Source organism: Ruminococcus sp. OM04-4AA (assembly GCF_003462585.1).
Taxonomy (GTDB): Bacteria; Bacillota; Clostridia; order Lachnospirales; family Lachnospiraceae; genus Mediterraneibacter; species Mediterraneibacter faecis.
Window position 1 is genome coordinate 15,358 of sequence record NZ_QTZH01000006.1, and the last position, 16,962, is coordinate 32,319.

Below are 16,962 nucleotides of genomic sequence, written 5' to 3' on the forward strand. Positions count from 1 at the left end.
ATTATGCCTCAGAGATAGCGCCTGTAGGACAAGCAGCCTCACAAGCTCCGCAATCTACACAAGCATCAGCATCGATCTCATATTTGCCATCTCCTTCAGAAATAGCGCCTACTGGACATTCGCCTTCGCAAGTACCACAGCTACACATTCATCACTAATTACGTGTGCCATTGTATGTACCCTCCTTTTTTGGATTACGATAGGTTTTTCCCTTTTCGTTATCCTCATTTAATACAAGATGGGGAAATATACAAGAGTTCCTGATGTATTTATTTGAGTAATTTATAAGTTAGTCTTATAGAACTTGTAAACGTGGAAAATAGAAGATTTCTATCCTAAATTAGTAAAAAACAAAAATTCACGAGATTTTAAGAAATTATCTCTTCCATTTTTCAAGGATTCGTGTATCATAATGGATTGAGAGTTAAAAAGTAGAAAACATAGAGATAAAATTGTGTAAATGAAAAGAAGGAGAAGGTTATGCGGAAACGAAATGTAAGAGCAGCGATTGCGGCAGCACTTTGTATGACGGTACTTGCAGCCGGCTGCGGAAAGAAAGCAGATGATCCGGTTTTTACAGGAGATAAGACAGAAACACCGGTATATCAGGCGAATCTGGATGCAATCAAATCTTCTGCATATGCATCGGTAGACAATCTAGATCTGGAACCTGGAACTTATATTTCTGTAATCGGAAGGGCATCTTCAACACCATATTGGAATCAGGTAAAGGCAGGGGTAGAGCAGGCAGCAACGGACTTGAATACAGCACTGGGCTATTCAGGAAATGATAAGGTAAAAGTATTATACAGTGCACCGGATGAGAATGATAATATCGATCAGCAGGTGAATATTCTGGATGAAGAGCTTGCACGTTATCCGGATGTGATCGCAATTTCCAGTGTAGATGCAAGCGCATGCTCCGTCCAGTTTGATCTTGCGATTGAGAATGGAATTCCGATCGTAGCATTTGATTCGGGAAACAGCTATCAGAATATCCAAAGTACTTGCAAAACGAATAATATAGAAGCGGTAACAACAGGAACAAAGAATTTCTGTGAGAAGATCGGTGACAGTGGAGAAATTCTGCTGCTTGTGCATGATACAGTATCAGATACGGCGAAAGAGCGTGAGGCAGAAATCAAAAATGAACTTGCAGCAAATCATCCGAATGTGACTGTTACAGAGACAATTTATCTGGATCAGCTGGAAATGTTGAAGAAACAGATTGTGGCTGAACAGGTAGGGGTAACACCAGAAGAACTGGCAGCTGCAGAAGCAGGAGAAAAGAAGGAAGAGACAACAGGAACAGGTGATGCTTCCGAGACAATTGCAGATGCAGCATCGAATGCGGCTTCTTCATCAGCAGACGAAAGTGCGAATGAGACAGCACAGGAAGCGGACAATGAATTGTCCGAGAAGATGCAGCAGGTCAACGATGGCGCGGCAAAGATGAGTGATGAAGATGCAATTCAATATTATATGGAGAAACATCCTGATTTAAAGGGATGTATTGCTACGAACGAGACAGTAACCCAGCTTGCAATTAGGACGCTGGATCAGTTTGATTCAGAAAAACATATTACATTAGTAGGGTTTGATGCAGGAAAAGAGCAGGTCAATGCATTGAAAGATGGAAAGGTGGATGGACTTATTGTGCAGAATCCTTTTGGAATGGGATATGCGACAGTAGTTGCAGCGGCACGTACAGTTCTTGAGATTGGAAATGAAGCTGAGGTCAACACAGGATATGTGTGGGTGACAGCAGACAATATGAATGACGATACGATAACACCGTTCCTTTACGAATAAGTTGAAAATAAATCGAACAATTTCATAAAAGAAAAGAGCTTGTCAGGCAAAAGAAAAACATCAGGATTTTATTACTTCTATATTTCTGAATTTCAGAATGAAGTATAAAACCTGATGTTTTCTTTGTTTTATTCACGTTGTCCTTTAAGCTTTGCTTAAAGAAAAAATAAATTCGGTGCCAACCCCTTCCGTACTGATTACATTGATATGTTCATCGTGAGCCTGTATGATTTCTTTTACGATCGAAAGTCCAAGTCCGGTTCCTTTCTTATCTTTTCCACGGGAAAGATCTGATTTGTAGAAACGCTCCCAAATCTTATTGATTTCCTTTCTTGAGATTCCGATTCCATGATCCTTTACAGAAACAAAGACTTTGTCATTTTTTGTTGTTACTTCTACTGTAATAGAAGAGTCATTCTCACTGAATTTGATCGCATTATCCAGAAGATTATAAAGAACCTGTTGGATTTTGCGTCGGTCAGCCATTACATCAATCTGTTCAGACAGTAGAAAGAGCTTAATGGATATATGCTTCTGAGTACAGACACCCTCGAAAGACTGGGCAGTATGTTTGATCATCTCCTGAATATCAAAGGAAGTTTTATTGAGCAGGAGCTCTTTTGTATCAAATTCGTTCAAAGTAAGAAGATCCGTTGTCAGGTCAGTCAGTCGTTCCGTTTCGAAGAGAATGATATTTAAGTATTTCTCATGAAGCTCTGGTGGGATTGTTCCGTCTGCCATTGCTTCTACATAACCCCTGATTGAAGTCAACGGAGAACGGAAATCGTGGGATACATTTGCTACGATCTTTTTCTGATAATCATCAGAATCCTTCAGTTGTGCAGCCATAAAATTCAGTGATGCGGATAAATATCCGATCTCATCATGCCTGTTTACCGGAATCTCGTAATCCAGATTGCCCATGGCATATTGCTTCGCAGCTTCTGTGATCAGCAACAATGGCCGATGGACGAAGAAATGGAACCCAAGCAGGAAGATGAAGGACAACAGGAAAATAACTCCAAGAGAAATATAAACCGGAACCATCAGCGTGCGGCATCTTTCGTTGATCAGAGAGACAGGGCTGTGAATGATCAGATATCCCTTTGTATAAAATCCCTGTGTGACAGGAGCCATTACAGTAATCATATCTTCCTGAAAATAATTATGATAGGTTCCGATCATGTACTGGTTGCTCCCGATTTCGGCCGGATCAAAATTATTGACTGATTGTGGTGCAGTAGTATCCTTCAGGTTGGCAGAGGTGATCATTGTACCATCTTTTTCAACAAACCACAGAGAAGAATTAAGATACGTCTTCATAGCAGATAACTGAGAATGAACAGCCCAGCTGGAAGATTCGTTTGAAAAATAGGAAGGCAGATAATTATCTGCAATCATGGTTGCTTCTCTGTATAATGTCTGTGAAGTATCTTTTTCCAGACGTTCGGTGATCAGTTCTGTGGTCAATGTTGCCGTTGTGAAAACACACAGAAACCCGAAAATAATATAAAGTACAATAAATTTTAAATGCAGAACTGCTTTCATAATTTCTCCCTAAGTACTCATCGGTCACCAGATGCTGTTTACAGTATCCAGGATCGATGATTTAAATCTATTTTGTCTCAAATTTGTAACCAATTCCCCATACAGTACTGATATTCCAGTGAGGGTGGTCTTTAATTTTTTCACGCAGACGTTTAATATGAACATCAACGGTACGAGTGTCTCCGATATATTCATAGCCCCAGATACGGTCTAAGAGCTGCTCTCTTGTGAATACCTGATTCGGTGATGCAGCAAGACAGTAAAGGAGTTCTAATTCTTTTGGCGGCATATCAACAGGATGTCCGTCACAAACAACAGAGTAGTTTGTAAGGTTGATTGTCAATCCGTCAAACTCTGCACATTTTGTTTTTTCAACAGAAGTATCATTCTGTTGTCCAACCTGATATCTTCTCAAGACAGCTCTTACGCGGGCCACCATTTCCTTAGGGTCAAATGGCTTCATGATATAATCATCTGCTCCGAGTTCCAGTCCGAGAACTTTGTCAAATACTTCACTTTTTGCCGAAAGCATGATAATCGGTGTGGCAGCTTTGGAACGAATCTCACGACAAACCTGATACCCGTCAATTCCTGGAAGCATCAGATCAAGAAGGATCAGATTTGGCTGATAGCTGTTAAAAGCTGCAAGCGCATCTTCTCCATCATATACTAATTTTGTATCAAAACATTCTTTTGTGAGATAAAGAGAAATCAGTTCAGCGATATTCTCATCATCATCTACGATTAGGATTTTCTGTTTTCCAAACATTCTTTTTTCCCCCATTAACCATGATAAGGTAGTTGATAACTGTTTAAAATAATTAGCCAAGTTCTACAATTGTTACACCAGCGTCACCTTCACCGAATTCGGCAAGGTGATAGGATTTTACATGTTTCTGACGACGCAGATATTCATGAATTCCCTTTCTGAGTGCTCCGGTTCCCTTTCCGTGAACTACACGGACAGTATTCAGGTGAGCGAGGATTGCGTCATCCAGGTATTTATCCAGCTCAGCAACGGCTTCATCAACAGTACGTCCGAGCAGATTGATCTCAGGTCGGACAGAAAGAGATTTTCCCATTTTAATTTTGCCTTTTGAAGTACGGTTCATTTTCTTCGGTGCATACGGAGAGACTTCCTCGATAATCTCCAGATCAGAGATGTTGACCTGGGAGCTGAGGATTCCCATACGTACGGTAAGATTCCCTTTGGCATCAGGTAGAGAGCTTACGGTTCCTGTCAGGTTCATGCTGAGAACTTTAACGGATTCTCCGAGCTTGAAGTCAGATGCTTTATGCTCTTTCTTTGGTTTCTGTGCTTTCATTGCAGACGCAGATGCTGTATCTTTGATCTTCTTACGCAGCTTCTCACGTTCCTTTTCCATCTCTGCAGCAGAAATGTTTTCCTTGCCGAATTTACGGAAATCCTTGATCGTCTTGTCGGCAACTTCTTTTGCTTCACGCAGAATGGCGTTTGCTTTTTCATTTGCCTCGCGTAAAATGCGGTCGCGCTGATCATCTAATTTCTCCTGGCGCTGTTTCGCCTGGGCTTTCAGGTCTTCCGCTTCTTTCTTCAATCGTGCGATTTCTTCCTGTTCCTTTTCAATCGTCCGTTTGCTTGTCTCAAGATCAGTGAGAAGATCTTCAAAGGAAACGTCCTGTTCACTGAGCCGTTTCTTTGCATCTTCAATAATATAATCCGGCAGACCTAACTTCCCGGAGATCGCAAATGCATTACTTTTACCAGGAATACCGATCAGCAGACGGTAAGTCGGACGAAGACTTTCTACATCGAATTCACAACAGGCATTCTCCACACCCGGAGTGGAAAGTGCATAGACTTTTAACTCGCTGTAGTGTGTGGTAGCCATTGTACGGATACCTCTCTGGTGAAGATGGGACAGAATAGAAATTGCAAGTGCGGCACCTTCCGTCGGATCTGTACCGGCTCCAAGTTCATCAAAGAGAACCAGCGAACGTTCATCTACTTTCTTAAGGAAAGAGACAATATTGGTCATATGAGAAGAGAATGTACTAAGGCTCTGCTCAATACTCTGTTCATCTCCGATATCTGCATAAATCTGATGGAATACAGCCAGTTCACTGCGGTCTCCGGCAGGAATGTGAAGTCCGGACTGTCCCATCAGACAGAATAAGCCGACCGTTTTCAAAGAAACAGTTTTACCGCCGGTATTTGGTCCTGTGATGATCAGCAGTGTGAAGTCTTCCCCAAGTGTCACGGTGATCGGAACAACTTTTTTCGGATCGAGCAGTGGGTGACGTCCCTCACGGATACGGATGCGTCCCTCTTCATTCAGAAGCGGCCGGCTGGCGCGCATGGATATTGCCAGAGCACCTCGTGCAAAAATGAAGTCAAGATCCGTCAGAGAACGGTAATCCACACGGATTTCCTCGATATATTGTGCGGCTTCTTCACTTAGATTTGCAAGAATCACCTGAATCTCTTCCTGTTCCTTTGCATAAAGTTCTTTTAAGTCATTGTTCAGTTTTACGATTGCCATAGGTTCAATAAAAAGAGTAGAACCTGTTGAAGACTGATCGTGAATGAGTCCCTGTACCTGTCCACGATATTCCGCTTTGACAGGTACACAATAGCGGTCTCCACGCATGGTAATGATTGCATCCTGCAGATAAGTGCGAAGGGAACCGTTGACCAGTGTAGTTAAAGTGGCGTGTACTTTGTCATTGATGTTATTAATGCTTCGACGAATCTGCTTCAGTGTGGAACTGGCATCATCACTGTATTCATCTTCGCCGATAATACAGCGGTCGATTTCATTTGAAAGTGGTGTCAGTGGTTCAAGCAGGTTAAAATATTCATCCAGGCAGTCACAAGCGTCCTCTTGTGTATCATGTCTTCCGTAGGCCTTAACCCTGGCTGCATTTACAAGCAGGCGGGAAATACGGAGAAGTTCTGTGCTGCTGAGTGAGCCGCCAATCTCCAGACGTTTCATGGACTCTTCAACCGGTGCAGCGTCACCAAACGAGATACGTCCCTTTTGCACGATTCGTGTATAAGCGGCAGCAGTCTGTTCCTGATAAGTGTTGATCTTATGCAGGTCGGTCATTGGCTTCAAACGACGGCAGAGCTGTCCTCCACGGAAAGATGTCGCTTCCTTTTCAAGAAGAGCAATGATCTTATCATATTCCAGTTTAAATAATGTTTTTTGATTCATTTATGTTCCTCTGTCATTTCAACTTAATACTAATTTTTTAATCATGTAGCTGTTCACAATACATGTGAACAATAACTATTTCCGAGTCTTATTGTACCTTATTATTTCATTAAATAAAAGGCTTTTATAGATATTGAACAATCTATATGAATCAGTTATACTAAGTAATGGAAATGTCCGTGTCGGTTGATTTTGTAGTTGACACGGAAGTGAACAGTCACGAATGAGGTTCATGTCAATGTCAGAAAAGAAAAGTAATGGTCAGGTTCCGGAAGAGGGTCCTGACGGGAAAAATTTAGAACAGTCAGAAAAAAAGGAATCTTTTGCATTTCTCGAAGAGACGATAAAACCAAAGAAGATCAGCAGACAGCAAGGAATGAAACAGCTCATCCGGATTGCAATATGCGGACTGGTTTTAGGTGGCTTTACGTGCCTGGGATTCTTTGCGTTGCGTCCGCTTGCACAGAAGTTGTTTCCAGAAAAGACACAAGTTGTGACAATTCAGGAGGACGATCAGTCAGGGGAAGATTCAGCAGAAGGTGACGACACGACAGAGCAGAATGACGCGCAGAATCAGCAGGAGATCAGTTATGTACAGATGATGTCCAAAGCATATGAGAAAGCACTGACAGCGAAGAAGAGTGTGGTATCTGTTACGAAAGGAGCAGAACAGGAGAACTGGAATGCAGAAGCGACCGGAATTGATGAGAGCGTATCGGGTGTGATCGTTGCGGATAACGGACCGGAGATACTGATTTTGTCCTATGCTTCGATCTGCGAAGATGCAAAAGAGTGGTGCGTTACATTTTCAGATAAATCAGAATATAAGGCAAGCCTGAAAAAAAAGGATAAAAATAGTGGATTTGCAATATTTGCGGTAGATAAAAAAAGCCTTTCAGATGCCACATGGAGTGCTTCAAGTGTAGCATCACTTGGCAATTCGAATCTGACAGAACAGGGTGATGTTATATTCGCACTGGGAAATATTTTCGGTTATGCCGGAGGAAGCGGATACGGAATTGTCAGTTCGTCAAACTATAAAGAAATCGGACGCGACGGAGAGTATAGCGTGATTGCGACCGATATGAGCAGTGCATCCGAAGGAACGGGTATTTTATTCAATCTGGATGGAGAAGTGATAGGAATGATTTCTTCTGATATTTGGAAAGACCGGGGAGTACGTACCGCAAATGCTTATGCGATCTCAGATCTGAAGTTGGTTATCCAGCTGTTAGCGAACGGTGCAAGTGTACCATATATCGGTGTGTCAGGAACAGCAGTGACAAGTGGAATTCAGAAAGAAGAGGGCATGCCGTCAGGAATCTATGTGATTGACGTGGCAGCAGATTCACCTGCAATGGCAGCGGGCATACAGAGTGGAGATGTGATCTGTTCTGTGAATGGAGAGAAAATTGTAAGCATGAGTGCTTACCGTAAACTGATGTTGACGCTGAAAGCAGGAGATCAGATCAAAGTGGAAGGGAAACGCCGAGGATCTGAAGGATATGTAGATATTAAATTTGATGTTATGATTGAAAGTAAAGAATAATAAGTGAAAGAGGCAGAAAATGAGATTTATAGATGGATTATGCGAGGGAGAAACAATCAGGAATGTATATCTTTGTAAAGGAAAGCGTTCCGCAGAGACAAGAAATGGAAAGCCGTATGATAATCTGATTCTTCAGGATAAGACAGGAACATTAGATGGAAAAGTATGGGATCCGAACTCCCAGGGAATCGCAGATTATGATGAGAAGGACTTTATTGAAGTTTTTGGAGATGTGATCAATTATAACGGAAATCTTCAGTTGAACATCCGTCAGATCAGAAAGGCGGAAGAGGGAGAATACAATCCGGCAGATTATATGCCGACAACAGAGAAAAGTGTTGATGGAATGTACGAGGAGCTGACAGCTTATATTCGTCAGATCTCTAACAAATATTTAAGACAGGTGTTGGAATTCTACTATATAAAAGATGAAGCATTTATCAAAAAATTCAAGGCACATTCCGCAGCGAAGACAGTACATCACGGATTTTCCGGGGGATTGCTTGAACATACACTCAGTGTAACTCGTATGTGTGATTATTTTGCAACAAGCTACTCTATTTTGAACAGAGATCTGCTCCTTAGCTCTGCAATTCTTCATGATATTGGAAAAGTGAAAGAACTTTCTGATTTTCCGGACAATGATTATACAGATGAGGGACAGCTGATCGGACATATCGTGATCGGTGTTGAGATGATCAATGATGCAATCCGTTCCATTCCAGGATTTCCGGAGAAGCTTGCACATGAGCTAAAGCATTGTATCGTGGCACATCACGGTGAACTGGAATACGGTTCTCCAAAGAAGCCTGCACTGGCAGAGGCAGTTGCACTGAACATGGCAGATTCAACAGATGCAAAGCTTCAGACATTGACAGAGCTGTTCAAAGGAAAAACAGGAACAGACTGGCTTGGATATAATCGTCTGTTCGAGTCTAACTTAAGAAGAGCATCTGAGGATTAAATTTAACAATGAGAATAACAAGTGTCACTGTTTGCAGATTCTATGTGAGCAGTGGCTATTTGTATAATTAAGAGTAAAATAGAAGAGAGAAAAGTATGAATAAGAATGATATTGTAACAGTTGAAATAACAGATATCGGAGTGAGCGGGGAAGGAATTGGCCATGTGGATGGTTACACGCTCTTTATCAAAGACGCAGTGATCGGTGATGTGGTTGAAGCGAAAGTCATGAAGGCAAAGAAGAATTATGGCTATGCCAGATTAATGAAAGTCATCACACCGTCAGAATATCGCGTAGAACCAAAGTGTGCATTTGCCAGAAGATGCGGAGGCTGCCAGATTCAGGAAATGTCTTATGATCGTCAGCTTGTGTTTAAAGATCAGAAGATCCGCGGAAATTTGGAACGAATTGGTGGCTTTACAAAAGAGCAGATTGAAGCTGTGATGCAGCCGGTTGTTGGAATGGAGCATCCGTTTAGTTATCGTAATAAAGCACAGTTTCCATTTGGAACAGACAAAGAAGGCAATCCGATCACGGGGTTCTATGCCGGAAGAACACATGATATTATTGCAAACACAGATTGCGCTCTTGGCGTAGATCAGAACCGAGAAATACTCGAGATTATTTTACAATATATGCGTGAAAACAAGATCAAATCGTATGACGAGAAGACTGGAAAAGGTCTGATCCGGCATGCATTGATCCGCTATGGCTTCAAGACAAAAGAGATTATGGTCTGCCTTGTGGTCAACGGAAAGAAACTTCCGAAAGCAGAGCGGCTGATTGAAAAGCTTATTCAGATTGAAGGCATGACAAGTATCACGATCAGCCCGAATACACGAAGAGATAATGTGATCATGGGAGATTCCTATGAAATTCTCTGGGGACAGGGATATATTACAGATTATATCGGAAATGTAAAATATCAGATTTCTCCATTATCATTCTATCAGGTGAATCCGGTACAGACAGAGAAACTATACGGACTTGCACTTGAGTATGCAGACCTCAAAGGTGATGAAACCGTGTGGGATCTGTACTGCGGAATCGGAACGATTTCCCTCTTCCTTGCTCAGAAGGCAAAACAGGTTTACGGAGTTGAGATCGTGCCACAGGCAATCGATGATGCCAAAGAAAATGCAAAGATCAATGCGATTGATAACGCAGAATTTTTCGTTGGGAAGGCAGAAGAAGTTCTGCCGGAATATTATGCAGAGTATGAGCGAGAGCATAATGGTGAGACAGCTCATGCAGACGTGATCGTAGTGGATCCACCGAGAAAGGGTTGTGACGAGACACTGCTGGAGACGATCGTGAAGATGCAGCCGGAGAAGGTTGTGTATGTAAGCTGTGACAGTGCGACATTGGCGAGAGATCTGAAGTATCTGTGTGCGAATGGGTATGAGATTACGGTGTGCAGAGGGGTGGATCAGTTCCCACAGACGGTGCATGTCGAGACTGTGGTGTTGCTACAAAGGAAGAATATGTAGAAATCCTTGAATTTACGCACTTTGTAGAGTTTTTCAGTTTCAGAAAAATAGGTGGAAATCACAAAGAAAAGAGCCTTGTGAAGAAAGTAACCGTTGTTGTTGCGTTAGACCTCGGGACGGGGAACACAAAGAATCTTGAATATGAAAATGAATAGAGAGCTATCAGATCATTGATAGATTATAGGGATACTTGTTAAAAGCGGGTGTCCCTATTTTTTATAGGGCATTTCAGAAATGGAGTGTCTTTTTTATACCAAAATATTAAAAATTCAGGAGGAAAATGAAAATGACAAACACAGCGTTAAGAGCAGAGAATAGCAATTCTCGCACAATTACTTTCAAGAGCAGGGAACACGAAAAATTTTATGAGGAATATCTGAAAAAATGCAGATATCAGGATGTCTACCATCGGGCTTTGGTTTATTGCCTGGGTATCGACAGAGACACAAGAAATAATGTGAATAAAATCTATAATTTTAAAACTGGATGTGTAAAAACGGAATGCCTGCTGGAAGGATGGCAGACTAGTGGAAGTTTACGGATTGTCCGTATGGCATTTAACCTTTACTGTAATGGAACACCAAGTGTCGGAGATTATGAGGCAGAGGAAGATCAGTTAAAAGAGTGTCAGTATTATACCGTAGAAGATCTGTTTTGCTGCGGATATGCCCGGTATTTTTGGGAAGCCATTAAAATCCGTTATCCAGAGTATTGTTTTTACAAAGACTGGGAGGATATGTATGCTGAAAATTAGATTACAGGGTACTTTGAGGGACATTCAATGGTTTTGCCGTATTTTGGAAAATCATAAGGAATTGGATGTCCTGGAAGTATCTGATGCTTATGCAAATAAAGGAACAAGTAAATATTTTCGTGTTTATGTAGAAGTAGAAGAAAAACAGTAAATCGGAGGAAGGTATATGTGTAAAGTAATTGCTATTGCAAATCAGAAGGGCGGAGTAGCCAAAACAACGACAACCATCAATCTGGGAGCCGGACTGACAAAGAATGGGAAAAAAGTAGTGCTGGTAGATGCAGATCCGCAGGGACATCTGACAATGGGAATGGGATTTCCCAAAAATCTCAAAGTGACTTTAAAGAGTATGATGGAAAATATCATCATGGGACTGGAGTTTGATCCAAAGGAAGCAGTCTTGCACCATGAAGAAGGGATGGATCTGATTCCGTCCAATAAATTGCTTGCCGGAATGGATATGTCCTTATTTACAGTTGAGGATAGGGAAAAAGTACTGAAAGAGTATCTGGAACTGTTGAAAGATGAATATGATTATATTCTGATTGACTGTATGCCATCATTGGGAATGCTGACAATCAATGCGTTGAGTGCAGCGGACAGTGTATTGATTCCGGTACAGCCACAATATTATGCGGCAGATGGACTTATGGAATTACTGAAAGTGGTAAAAGGAATCCATCAGAGGTTTAATCCGGAATTGCAGATAGAAGGTATTTTGTTCACAATGGATAATTGCCGTTACAATAATGCAAAGAGAAACAAACAGGCAATTAAAACTACATACGGAAATGACATTAAGATTTTTGAGCAGACGATTCCGAGAACGGAAAGCCTTGCAGAAACAGCATCGGAGGGTGTAAGTATCTTTTCTTATGATGGAAAAAGCAAAGGTGCAGACAGTTATCGAGAACTGGTTCAGGAGGTGTTGAAACATGCGTAGACCGAAAAAAGAGATTCAGCTTACCTCTTATGATGAGTTACTGGGATTGGAAGAATCACCGGAAAAGAGTATGAACCAGGTTGTGGAAATAGAATTGGAAAAGCTCCATCCTTTTAAAAATCATCCATTTCGTGTGAGCGATGATGAAAAAATGGCTGAGACAGTAGAGAGTATTAAAAACTATGGTGTTTTAAATCCTGCTCTGGTAAGACCCCGATCAGAAGGTGGATATGAACTGATTTCAGGTCACAGGAGAAAAAGAGGCTGTGAACTGTGTGGCAAAACAACTATGCCGGTCCTTGTCCGAAACTATACAGATGATGAAGCTGTCATAATTATGGTCGATTCCAACATTCAGCGTGAAAATATTTTGCCAAGTGAAAAGGCCCATGCCTATAAGATGAAATATGATGCTATGAAGCACCAAGGAAGTAAAGGTGAAAAATATACGGCAGATATGGTTGGTGAAACAGCCGGGGACAGTGGAAGAACCGTGCAGAGATATATCCGTCTGGCTTCATTATCAGATGGATTATTGGAATATGTGGACGATAATAAAATCCCTATGATAGTGGGAGAAAAATTGTCTTATCTGAAACCACAGGAACAGGAATGGCTTCTGGAAGGAATTGTCAACAGTAATATCTTTCCGTCAAAACAACAGGCAGAACAATTAAAGGAATGCAGTGCAAATGGAAAATTAAATCAGGGTTATATCTATGCCGTTTTATTGAAAAAAGAAAACAGTAAAATCAATGTGACGATTCCGGCAAAAAAAATCGGCAATTATTTTCCAGAGACATATTCTAAAGAACAGATAGAAGAAGTTATTTTTATGCTTTTGGATAAATGGAAACAAAACAGAGAAGGAGTAGCAGATGCAGAAGATACAGTTTGATTATTTTACGGGAATGGAAGCGGAACAATACAGCTTTTACCGTGTCCCGAAAGTGCTGTTTACAGAACCATGCTTTAAAGCTCTTTCTTGTGAAGCAAAGGTATTATACGGTCTGATGCTGGACCGTATGAGCCTGAGCATTAAGAACCGATGGCTGGATTCAGAGGACAAGGTATATATTATTTTCACGGTGGAAGAAATCGCAGAGCTGATGAACTGTGGAACCCAAAAGGCAGTGAAGCTGGTAAAAGAGCTGGACAGTAATAATGGGATTGGACTGATTGAGAAAAAACGTCTGGGACTGGGAAAGCCTAATGTTATTTATGTGAAAAATTTTATGATCAGAGAAGTGCCAGATCAGAAGTCGACGGATAGCTGTGCAGATTTGCAACCAGAGCATAAAAAATGTGCAGATCTGCAATCTGAGCATAGAAACCATGAAGAATGTGCAAATTTGCAATCGGAAGCTGAAAACGGGGAAAAACCAGGCACTTTTCTGAATGGTGAAAATCATCATTCAGGAGTAGTGAAATCCACAATTCAGGATTGTGTGGAATCACAATTACAGAATGGTGAAAATCACAATTCAGGAATGATGAAAACCACAAATCAAGAATTTCCAGAATCACAATTCCAAAATGGTGAAAATCATCATTCAAGAATAGTGGAAATCACAAAACCAGAATATCCGAAATCACAATCTAATAATACTGATATTAACAAGACTGATATTAGTGAAACTGAGATAAATCAATCCTATCCAATCATATCAGGTAATCTGAAAAAGAAAAGAGATGTGATGGAGGAGATGCGGGCATATCGTGAAGTGATTCATGAAAACATAGATTATCAATATCATGCAAAAGAAGATGTGGATGAACTGGTAGAACTGATGATTGAAGTTATGATGATGCCAGAGGACAGTATGATTCGGATTGCAGGGACAGAAAAGCCAGTTGCTTTGGTGAAAAGCAGGTTTATGAAGCTGAACTATTCACATATCGAATATGTGCTGTTTTGCCTGAACCGAAATACGACCAAGGTTGGAAACATTAAAGCATATCTTTTGACTGCCCTGTATAATGCTCCGGTAACGATAAACAGCTATTATCAGGCAGAGGTTAATCACGATATGTATGGAGGATAAAGGAAGATGAGAAATATGATAAAAAAAGTTGTTGTGCCAGTACTGGTGATTGCTGTATTGTTTGCAGTGCTGAGACCGCTTTGTATCCAGGATGGGAAGTGCAATTATTTATTGCTGTTGCTTCTGATGGGGATACCGTTTGGAATTGGAAAAATGTGTGTCTGGATGGTTCCAAGAGGATTTGACCTTGGAGGAACACTGGCAGTATGGACAATGAATTTTCTGATCGGAGGATTGATAGGAAGTGTCGTCCTGCTGGCAATGATTGGACAGGCAATCATTTATCTTAGTGTTTTCCTGCTCACAGTTATTACAGGAATACATAAAATACCGAGAATAAAATGAAATAGATCTTTTGAAAAGCAGCTAAGACAAAATTAGCTGCTTTTTTTCTGGAAACTTTGCGACAAAATGTCGTAAAGCCGGGACAAATTGCAGGAAAGGAGACACCGTATTGAGCAATCGTGCAATTTCCACAGAACTTATTGAATTGGGAGAACGGATCAGAAAACGCAGGCAGGAAATGAAGTTATCACAGGAATCTTTTGCGGAAAAAGCAGGTATCAGTGTCAATACGGTCAGCAGGATAGAAGGAGGGCAAACAGCAATGTCTGTTGAGATTTTCAGGAAGATGATTGAGATCCTGGAAACAGATGCCAATATCCTGATGGGAAAAGAGGGGGACGATGCAGAAAAAAGAAAGCAGTTTGAGGAAGTATTTTATCGTATTCAGAAGATGGAATGGAAAGAGCAGAAAATTATCATGCAGACAATAGATTCACTGATAGAAAGTTTTAATGAGTACAGGTGAAATTTCACTATATATGGGGTGTAAAACAAAAAAACTCCCCATATATGCTAAGGATAATAGTTTTTTGTGCTGTTAAAATAGCAAACAGAGAGAAAGAGACAGAAACAAGGAAGGGAGATAGGATTGATGACCAGACAAGAAAATTTAATCTATCGGAAGCAGTGTCCCTATGATGCAATGGGAGACTATTCTGTTTTAATGGAAAATGAAAAGAACATAAAAACGGAAAGAAATGCAAAGAAGTCTGACCGGGACATCAGACGGAAAATAAAATAGAGGATGCTGTAAATTAGCAGAAAGGGCAGTAAGGAAGTTTCAGGCTCTCGTTAAAAAAAACGGGTGTGCCGGAAGCTGTTTTTTACTGCCCTTTTGCCAGTAGATCAGCAATAATCCTATCCTTTCTGCTGATGGGCACCTGTTGCCAGCAGGCAGAAGGGTGGTAATCATGCTGACATTGCAGGAATTGAAACAGGTTGTAGGTAACAGGGAAGAAAGAAGAAAGGTTCCGTCCGCCAGGTATTTAAGAGAAAACGATGTGGCAGTTGTAAAGCAGAGACTGATAGATGGTGCGGAAATTATTGCGTATCAGACAGGATATGTTTTCTATTGCGTGGGTGATTATGGAACGGTTTTTCCTTTATTTACCTGTCGAGATTATGTATATGAAGCAGGAAGAAAAATAACAGTTGTTAAGGAAGATTTTTTTGATAATCAGCCTGGTATGTGCGGTTGATATTAGAAGGTGAAGATCGGCTGTGCAGGAACAGGGAGGTACGAGAACATAATAATTGCATTTCATACAGCCATATTTCAGAAGGCTGGTGTGAATTGGTGGATAAAAGGCAGAATGTACTTGAAAAACTGATCATAGAAGAAGCTATTGGAGAATTCATGGATCTGCTGACTGACCGGCAGAGACAGGTGATCCATCAAATTTATTTTCAGCAGCGTACACAAAGAGAAGTGTCACGGGTGTTTGGAATTACAGAACCGGCAGTATCAAAATGTATTTCACAGGCAAAGCAGAAAATGAGAAGAAATGCAGGCAGACTGATCGGAGTGCTTCAGAAGGGAGAATAAAAGATGCGTGGTAAAAAACCAAAGGAAAGACAACGGTATGTGCTGCGTGTAAATGAAACTCTCATAGAAGTTACCAGAGACGTATATCTGGCATGGTACCAGTCAAGAAGAAAAGAAAGATACCAGCTTGAAAAAATGCAGAAAAATGGTGTGTGCGGAATAGAAAAAGTAGGGGAAACGAGTTACAACAGTTATTTGCATATATTATCACCAGAAGAAATAGTCATCAGGGTGTCAGAAATACAAGAGCTGCAGGAAGCACTGAAATATTTGTCTGAAGAAGAAATGGAATTGATAAGATTATTATTTTTTGAAGAGTACACAGTTAAAAAAACAGCACAGTATTTCGGGTGTTGTACAAAGACAATCAGAAACAGGAAAAACAAAGTATTGCAGAAACTAAAAGACAGGCTGGAAACTTTGTAAGTTTTTGCTGTTTCAAAAAAATTTTATAAAAAAATTTCAAACAGGTTAATTTTTGCCCTTTCACACATGCGGTTAGTGGAGGGGCAAATGTCTATTTTAATTCAAAACAATAAATTCCCCCCTAAAAGTGAACCTTGACAATTTCATATCAGCAGCAAGAGGATACCTGAATTTCCCAGCTACGCATCTGGCGGCGGGCATTCGGTGACAACGTGAAGGGCAATGGATGAGAGGCACCCTTGGCAGGAATGATTACGAATTACCTCTTGCGGCTTAAATAGCTCAATCCTGTTTTTATTTAAAAGTCAATCCAAGACATAAGGGAGGTGGTTCCTATGATTGA

18 protein-coding genes and 1 pseudogene are annotated in these 16,962 nt (G+C 40.9%); 15 read left to right on the forward strand and 4 right to left on the reverse strand.

Annotation, left to right across the window (positions count from 1 at the left end; translation table 11 throughout):
- Window position 1: 1 nt before the first annotated feature.
- Window positions 2-171: pseudogene (locus DXB52_RS03290) on the reverse strand (DUF362 domain-containing protein).
- Between the two features lie 309 nt (window positions 172-480).
- Between DXB52_RS03290 and DXB52_RS03295 the strand changes: the two are divergent.
- Window positions 481-1,812, forward strand: coding sequence for a substrate-binding domain-containing protein (locus tag DXB52_RS03295; protein WP_117541358.1), 1,332 nt, complete (start codon window positions 481-483; stop codon window positions 1,810-1,812).
- 144 nt (window positions 1,813-1,956) lie between these two features.
- On the opposite strand, the gene DXB52_RS03300 is transcribed toward DXB52_RS03295, so the two are convergent.
- The 3 genes from DXB52_RS03300 to DXB52_RS03310 all read right to left on the reverse strand — a co-directional run bounded on the left by DXB52_RS03300 (window position 1,957) and on the right by DXB52_RS03310 (window position 6,557).
- The gene (locus DXB52_RS03300) at window positions 1,957-3,360 is read right to left on the reverse strand and encodes a sensor histidine kinase (RefSeq protein ID WP_117835823.1); all 1,404 of its coding nucleotides are present in this window, start codon (window positions 3,358-3,360) and stop codon (window positions 1,957-1,959) included.
- A gap of 67 nt (window positions 3,361-3,427) precedes the next feature.
- Window positions 3,428-4,129, reverse strand: coding sequence for a response regulator transcription factor (locus tag DXB52_RS03305; RefSeq protein WP_117541362.1), 702 nt, complete (start codon window positions 4,127-4,129; stop codon window positions 3,428-3,430).
- 52 nt (window positions 4,130-4,181) lie between these two features.
- Window positions 4,182-6,557, reverse strand: coding sequence for an endonuclease MutS2 (locus tag DXB52_RS03310; protein WP_117541364.1), 2,376 nt, complete (start codon window positions 6,555-6,557; stop codon window positions 4,182-4,184).
- Window positions 6,558-6,795: 238 nt separating this feature from the next.
- Between DXB52_RS03310 and DXB52_RS03315 the strand changes: the two genes are divergently transcribed.
- The 14 genes from DXB52_RS03315 to DXB52_RS03365 all read left to right on the forward strand — a co-directional run bounded on the left by DXB52_RS03315 (window position 6,796) and on the right by DXB52_RS03365 (window position 16,619).
- Entirely contained in the window at window positions 6,796-8,106 is a 1,311-nt protein-coding gene (locus tag DXB52_RS03315; protein WP_118106535.1) for a S1C family serine protease, read from the forward strand.
- A 19-nt stretch (window positions 8,107-8,125) separates the two neighbouring features.
- Window positions 8,126-9,070 (forward strand): 3'-5' exoribonuclease YhaM family protein, encoded by a 945-nt coding sequence (locus DXB52_RS03320; protein WP_117541368.1) that lies wholly within the window; start codon window positions 8,126-8,128, stop codon window positions 9,068-9,070.
- Window positions 9,071-9,165: 95 nt separating this feature from the next.
- On the forward strand, window positions 9,166-10,560 hold the full coding sequence (rlmD, locus tag DXB52_RS03325; RefSeq protein ID WP_118106537.1) for a 23S rRNA (uracil(1939)-C(5))-methyltransferase RlmD: 1,395 nt from the start codon (window positions 9,166-9,168) through the stop codon (window positions 10,558-10,560).
- Window positions 10,561-10,846: 286 nt separating this feature from the next.
- Window positions 10,847-11,314 (forward strand): DUF6075 family protein, encoded by a 468-nt coding sequence (locus DXB52_RS03330; RefSeq protein ID WP_096241087.1) that lies wholly within the window; start codon window positions 10,847-10,849, stop codon window positions 11,312-11,314.
- Window positions 11,301-11,465, forward strand: a complete 165-nt coding sequence (locus tag DXB52_RS16095; RefSeq protein ID WP_173700017.1) for a hypothetical protein — start codon at window positions 11,301-11,303, stop codon at window positions 11,463-11,465. The genes DXB52_RS03330 and DXB52_RS16095 overlap by 14 nt, the downstream gene beginning before the upstream one ends.
- A 15-nt stretch (window positions 11,466-11,480) precedes the next feature.
- The gene (locus DXB52_RS03335) at window positions 11,481-12,257 is read left to right on the forward strand and encodes a ParA family protein (RefSeq protein WP_118106540.1); all 777 of its coding nucleotides are present in this window, start codon (window positions 11,481-11,483) and stop codon (window positions 12,255-12,257) included.
- A complete protein-coding gene (locus tag DXB52_RS03340) occupies window positions 12,250-13,155 on the forward strand; it encodes a ParB/RepB/Spo0J family partition protein (RefSeq protein WP_118106542.1) in 906 nt (301 codons plus the stop codon). The genes DXB52_RS03335 and DXB52_RS03340 overlap by 8 nt, the downstream gene beginning before the upstream one ends.
- Window positions 13,136-14,302: a DUF6017 domain-containing protein gene (locus DXB52_RS03345; RefSeq protein ID WP_055214045.1), complete on the forward strand. Its 1,167-nt coding sequence runs from the start codon at window positions 13,136-13,138 to the stop codon at window positions 14,300-14,302. The genes DXB52_RS03340 and DXB52_RS03345 overlap by 20 nt, the downstream gene beginning before the upstream one ends.
- 15 nt (window positions 14,303-14,317) lie before the next feature.
- Window positions 14,318-14,647: a DUF6050 family protein gene (locus tag DXB52_RS03350; RefSeq protein ID WP_242856332.1), complete on the forward strand. Its 330-nt coding sequence runs from the start codon at window positions 14,318-14,320 to the stop codon at window positions 14,645-14,647.
- A gap of 109 nt (window positions 14,648-14,756) precedes the next feature.
- On the forward strand, window positions 14,757-15,113 hold the full coding sequence (locus DXB52_RS03355; protein WP_096241082.1) for a helix-turn-helix domain-containing protein: 357 nt from the start codon (window positions 14,757-14,759) through the stop codon (window positions 15,111-15,113).
- Window positions 15,114-15,239: 126 nt separating this feature from the next.
- Window positions 15,240-15,389: a hypothetical protein gene (locus tag DXB52_RS16100; protein ID WP_004612798.1), complete on the forward strand. Its 150-nt coding sequence runs from the start codon at window positions 15,240-15,242 to the stop codon at window positions 15,387-15,389.
- Window positions 15,390-15,558: 169 nt separating this feature from the next.
- Window positions 15,559-15,846 (forward strand): hypothetical protein, encoded by a 288-nt coding sequence (locus tag DXB52_RS16555; protein ID WP_472519933.1) that lies wholly within the window; start codon window positions 15,559-15,561, stop codon window positions 15,844-15,846.
- On the forward strand, window positions 15,837-16,193 hold the full coding sequence (locus DXB52_RS16560; RefSeq protein ID WP_472519934.1) for a sigma-70 family RNA polymerase sigma factor: 357 nt from the start codon (window positions 15,837-15,839) through the stop codon (window positions 16,191-16,193). The genes DXB52_RS16555 and DXB52_RS16560 overlap by 10 nt, the downstream gene beginning before the upstream one ends.
- Window positions 16,194-16,196: 3 nt before the next feature.
- Window positions 16,197-16,619: an RNA polymerase sigma factor gene (locus DXB52_RS03365; protein WP_096241080.1), complete on the forward strand. Its 423-nt coding sequence runs from the start codon at window positions 16,197-16,199 to the stop codon at window positions 16,617-16,619.
- Window positions 16,620-16,962: the final 343 nt, after the last annotated feature.

Excerpts from the sequence above, each read along its gene's own strand:
- DXB52_RS03295 (WP_117541358.1), top strand. The coding sequence starts at position 481 with ATGCGGAAACGAAATGTAAGAGCAGCGATTGCGGCAGCACTTTGTATG.
- DXB52_RS03300 (WP_117835823.1), bottom strand. The coding sequence starts at position 3,360 with ATGAAAGCAGTTCTGCATTTAAAATTTATTGTACTTTATATTATTTTC.
- DXB52_RS03305 (WP_117541362.1), bottom strand. The coding sequence starts at position 4,129 with ATGTTTGGAAAACAGAAAATCCTAATCGTAGATGATGATGAGAATATC.
- DXB52_RS03310 (WP_117541364.1), bottom strand. The coding sequence starts at position 6,557 with ATGAATCAAAAAACATTATTTAAACTGGAATATGATAAGATCATTGCT.
- DXB52_RS03315 (WP_118106535.1), top strand. The coding sequence starts at position 6,796 with ATGTCAGAAAAGAAAAGTAATGGTCAGGTTCCGGAAGAGGGTCCTGAC.
- DXB52_RS03320 (WP_117541368.1), top strand. The coding sequence starts at position 8,126 with ATGAGATTTATAGATGGATTATGCGAGGGAGAAACAATCAGGAATGTA.
- rlmD (WP_118106537.1), top strand. The coding sequence starts at position 9,166 with ATGAATAAGAATGATATTGTAACAGTTGAAATAACAGATATCGGAGTG.
- DXB52_RS03330 (WP_096241087.1), top strand. The coding sequence starts at position 10,847 with ATGACAAACACAGCGTTAAGAGCAGAGAATAGCAATTCTCGCACAATT.
- DXB52_RS16095 (WP_173700017.1), top strand. The coding sequence starts at position 11,301 with ATGCTGAAAATTAGATTACAGGGTACTTTGAGGGACATTCAATGGTTT.
- DXB52_RS03335 (WP_118106540.1), top strand. The coding sequence starts at position 11,481 with ATGTGTAAAGTAATTGCTATTGCAAATCAGAAGGGCGGAGTAGCCAAA.
- DXB52_RS03340 (WP_118106542.1), top strand. The coding sequence starts at position 12,250 with ATGCGTAGACCGAAAAAAGAGATTCAGCTTACCTCTTATGATGAGTTA.
- DXB52_RS03345 (WP_055214045.1), top strand. The coding sequence starts at position 13,136 with ATGCAGAAGATACAGTTTGATTATTTTACGGGAATGGAAGCGGAACAA.
- DXB52_RS03350 (WP_242856332.1), top strand. The coding sequence starts at position 14,318 with ATGATAAAAAAAGTTGTTGTGCCAGTACTGGTGATTGCTGTATTGTTT.
- DXB52_RS16100 (WP_004612798.1), top strand. The coding sequence starts at position 15,240 with ATGACCAGACAAGAAAATTTAATCTATCGGAAGCAGTGTCCCTATGAT.
- DXB52_RS16555 (WP_472519933.1), top strand. The coding sequence starts at position 15,559 with ATGCTGACATTGCAGGAATTGAAACAGGTTGTAGGTAACAGGGAAGAA.
- DXB52_RS03365 (WP_096241080.1), top strand. The coding sequence starts at position 16,197 with ATGCGTGGTAAAAAACCAAAGGAAAGACAACGGTATGTGCTGCGTGTA.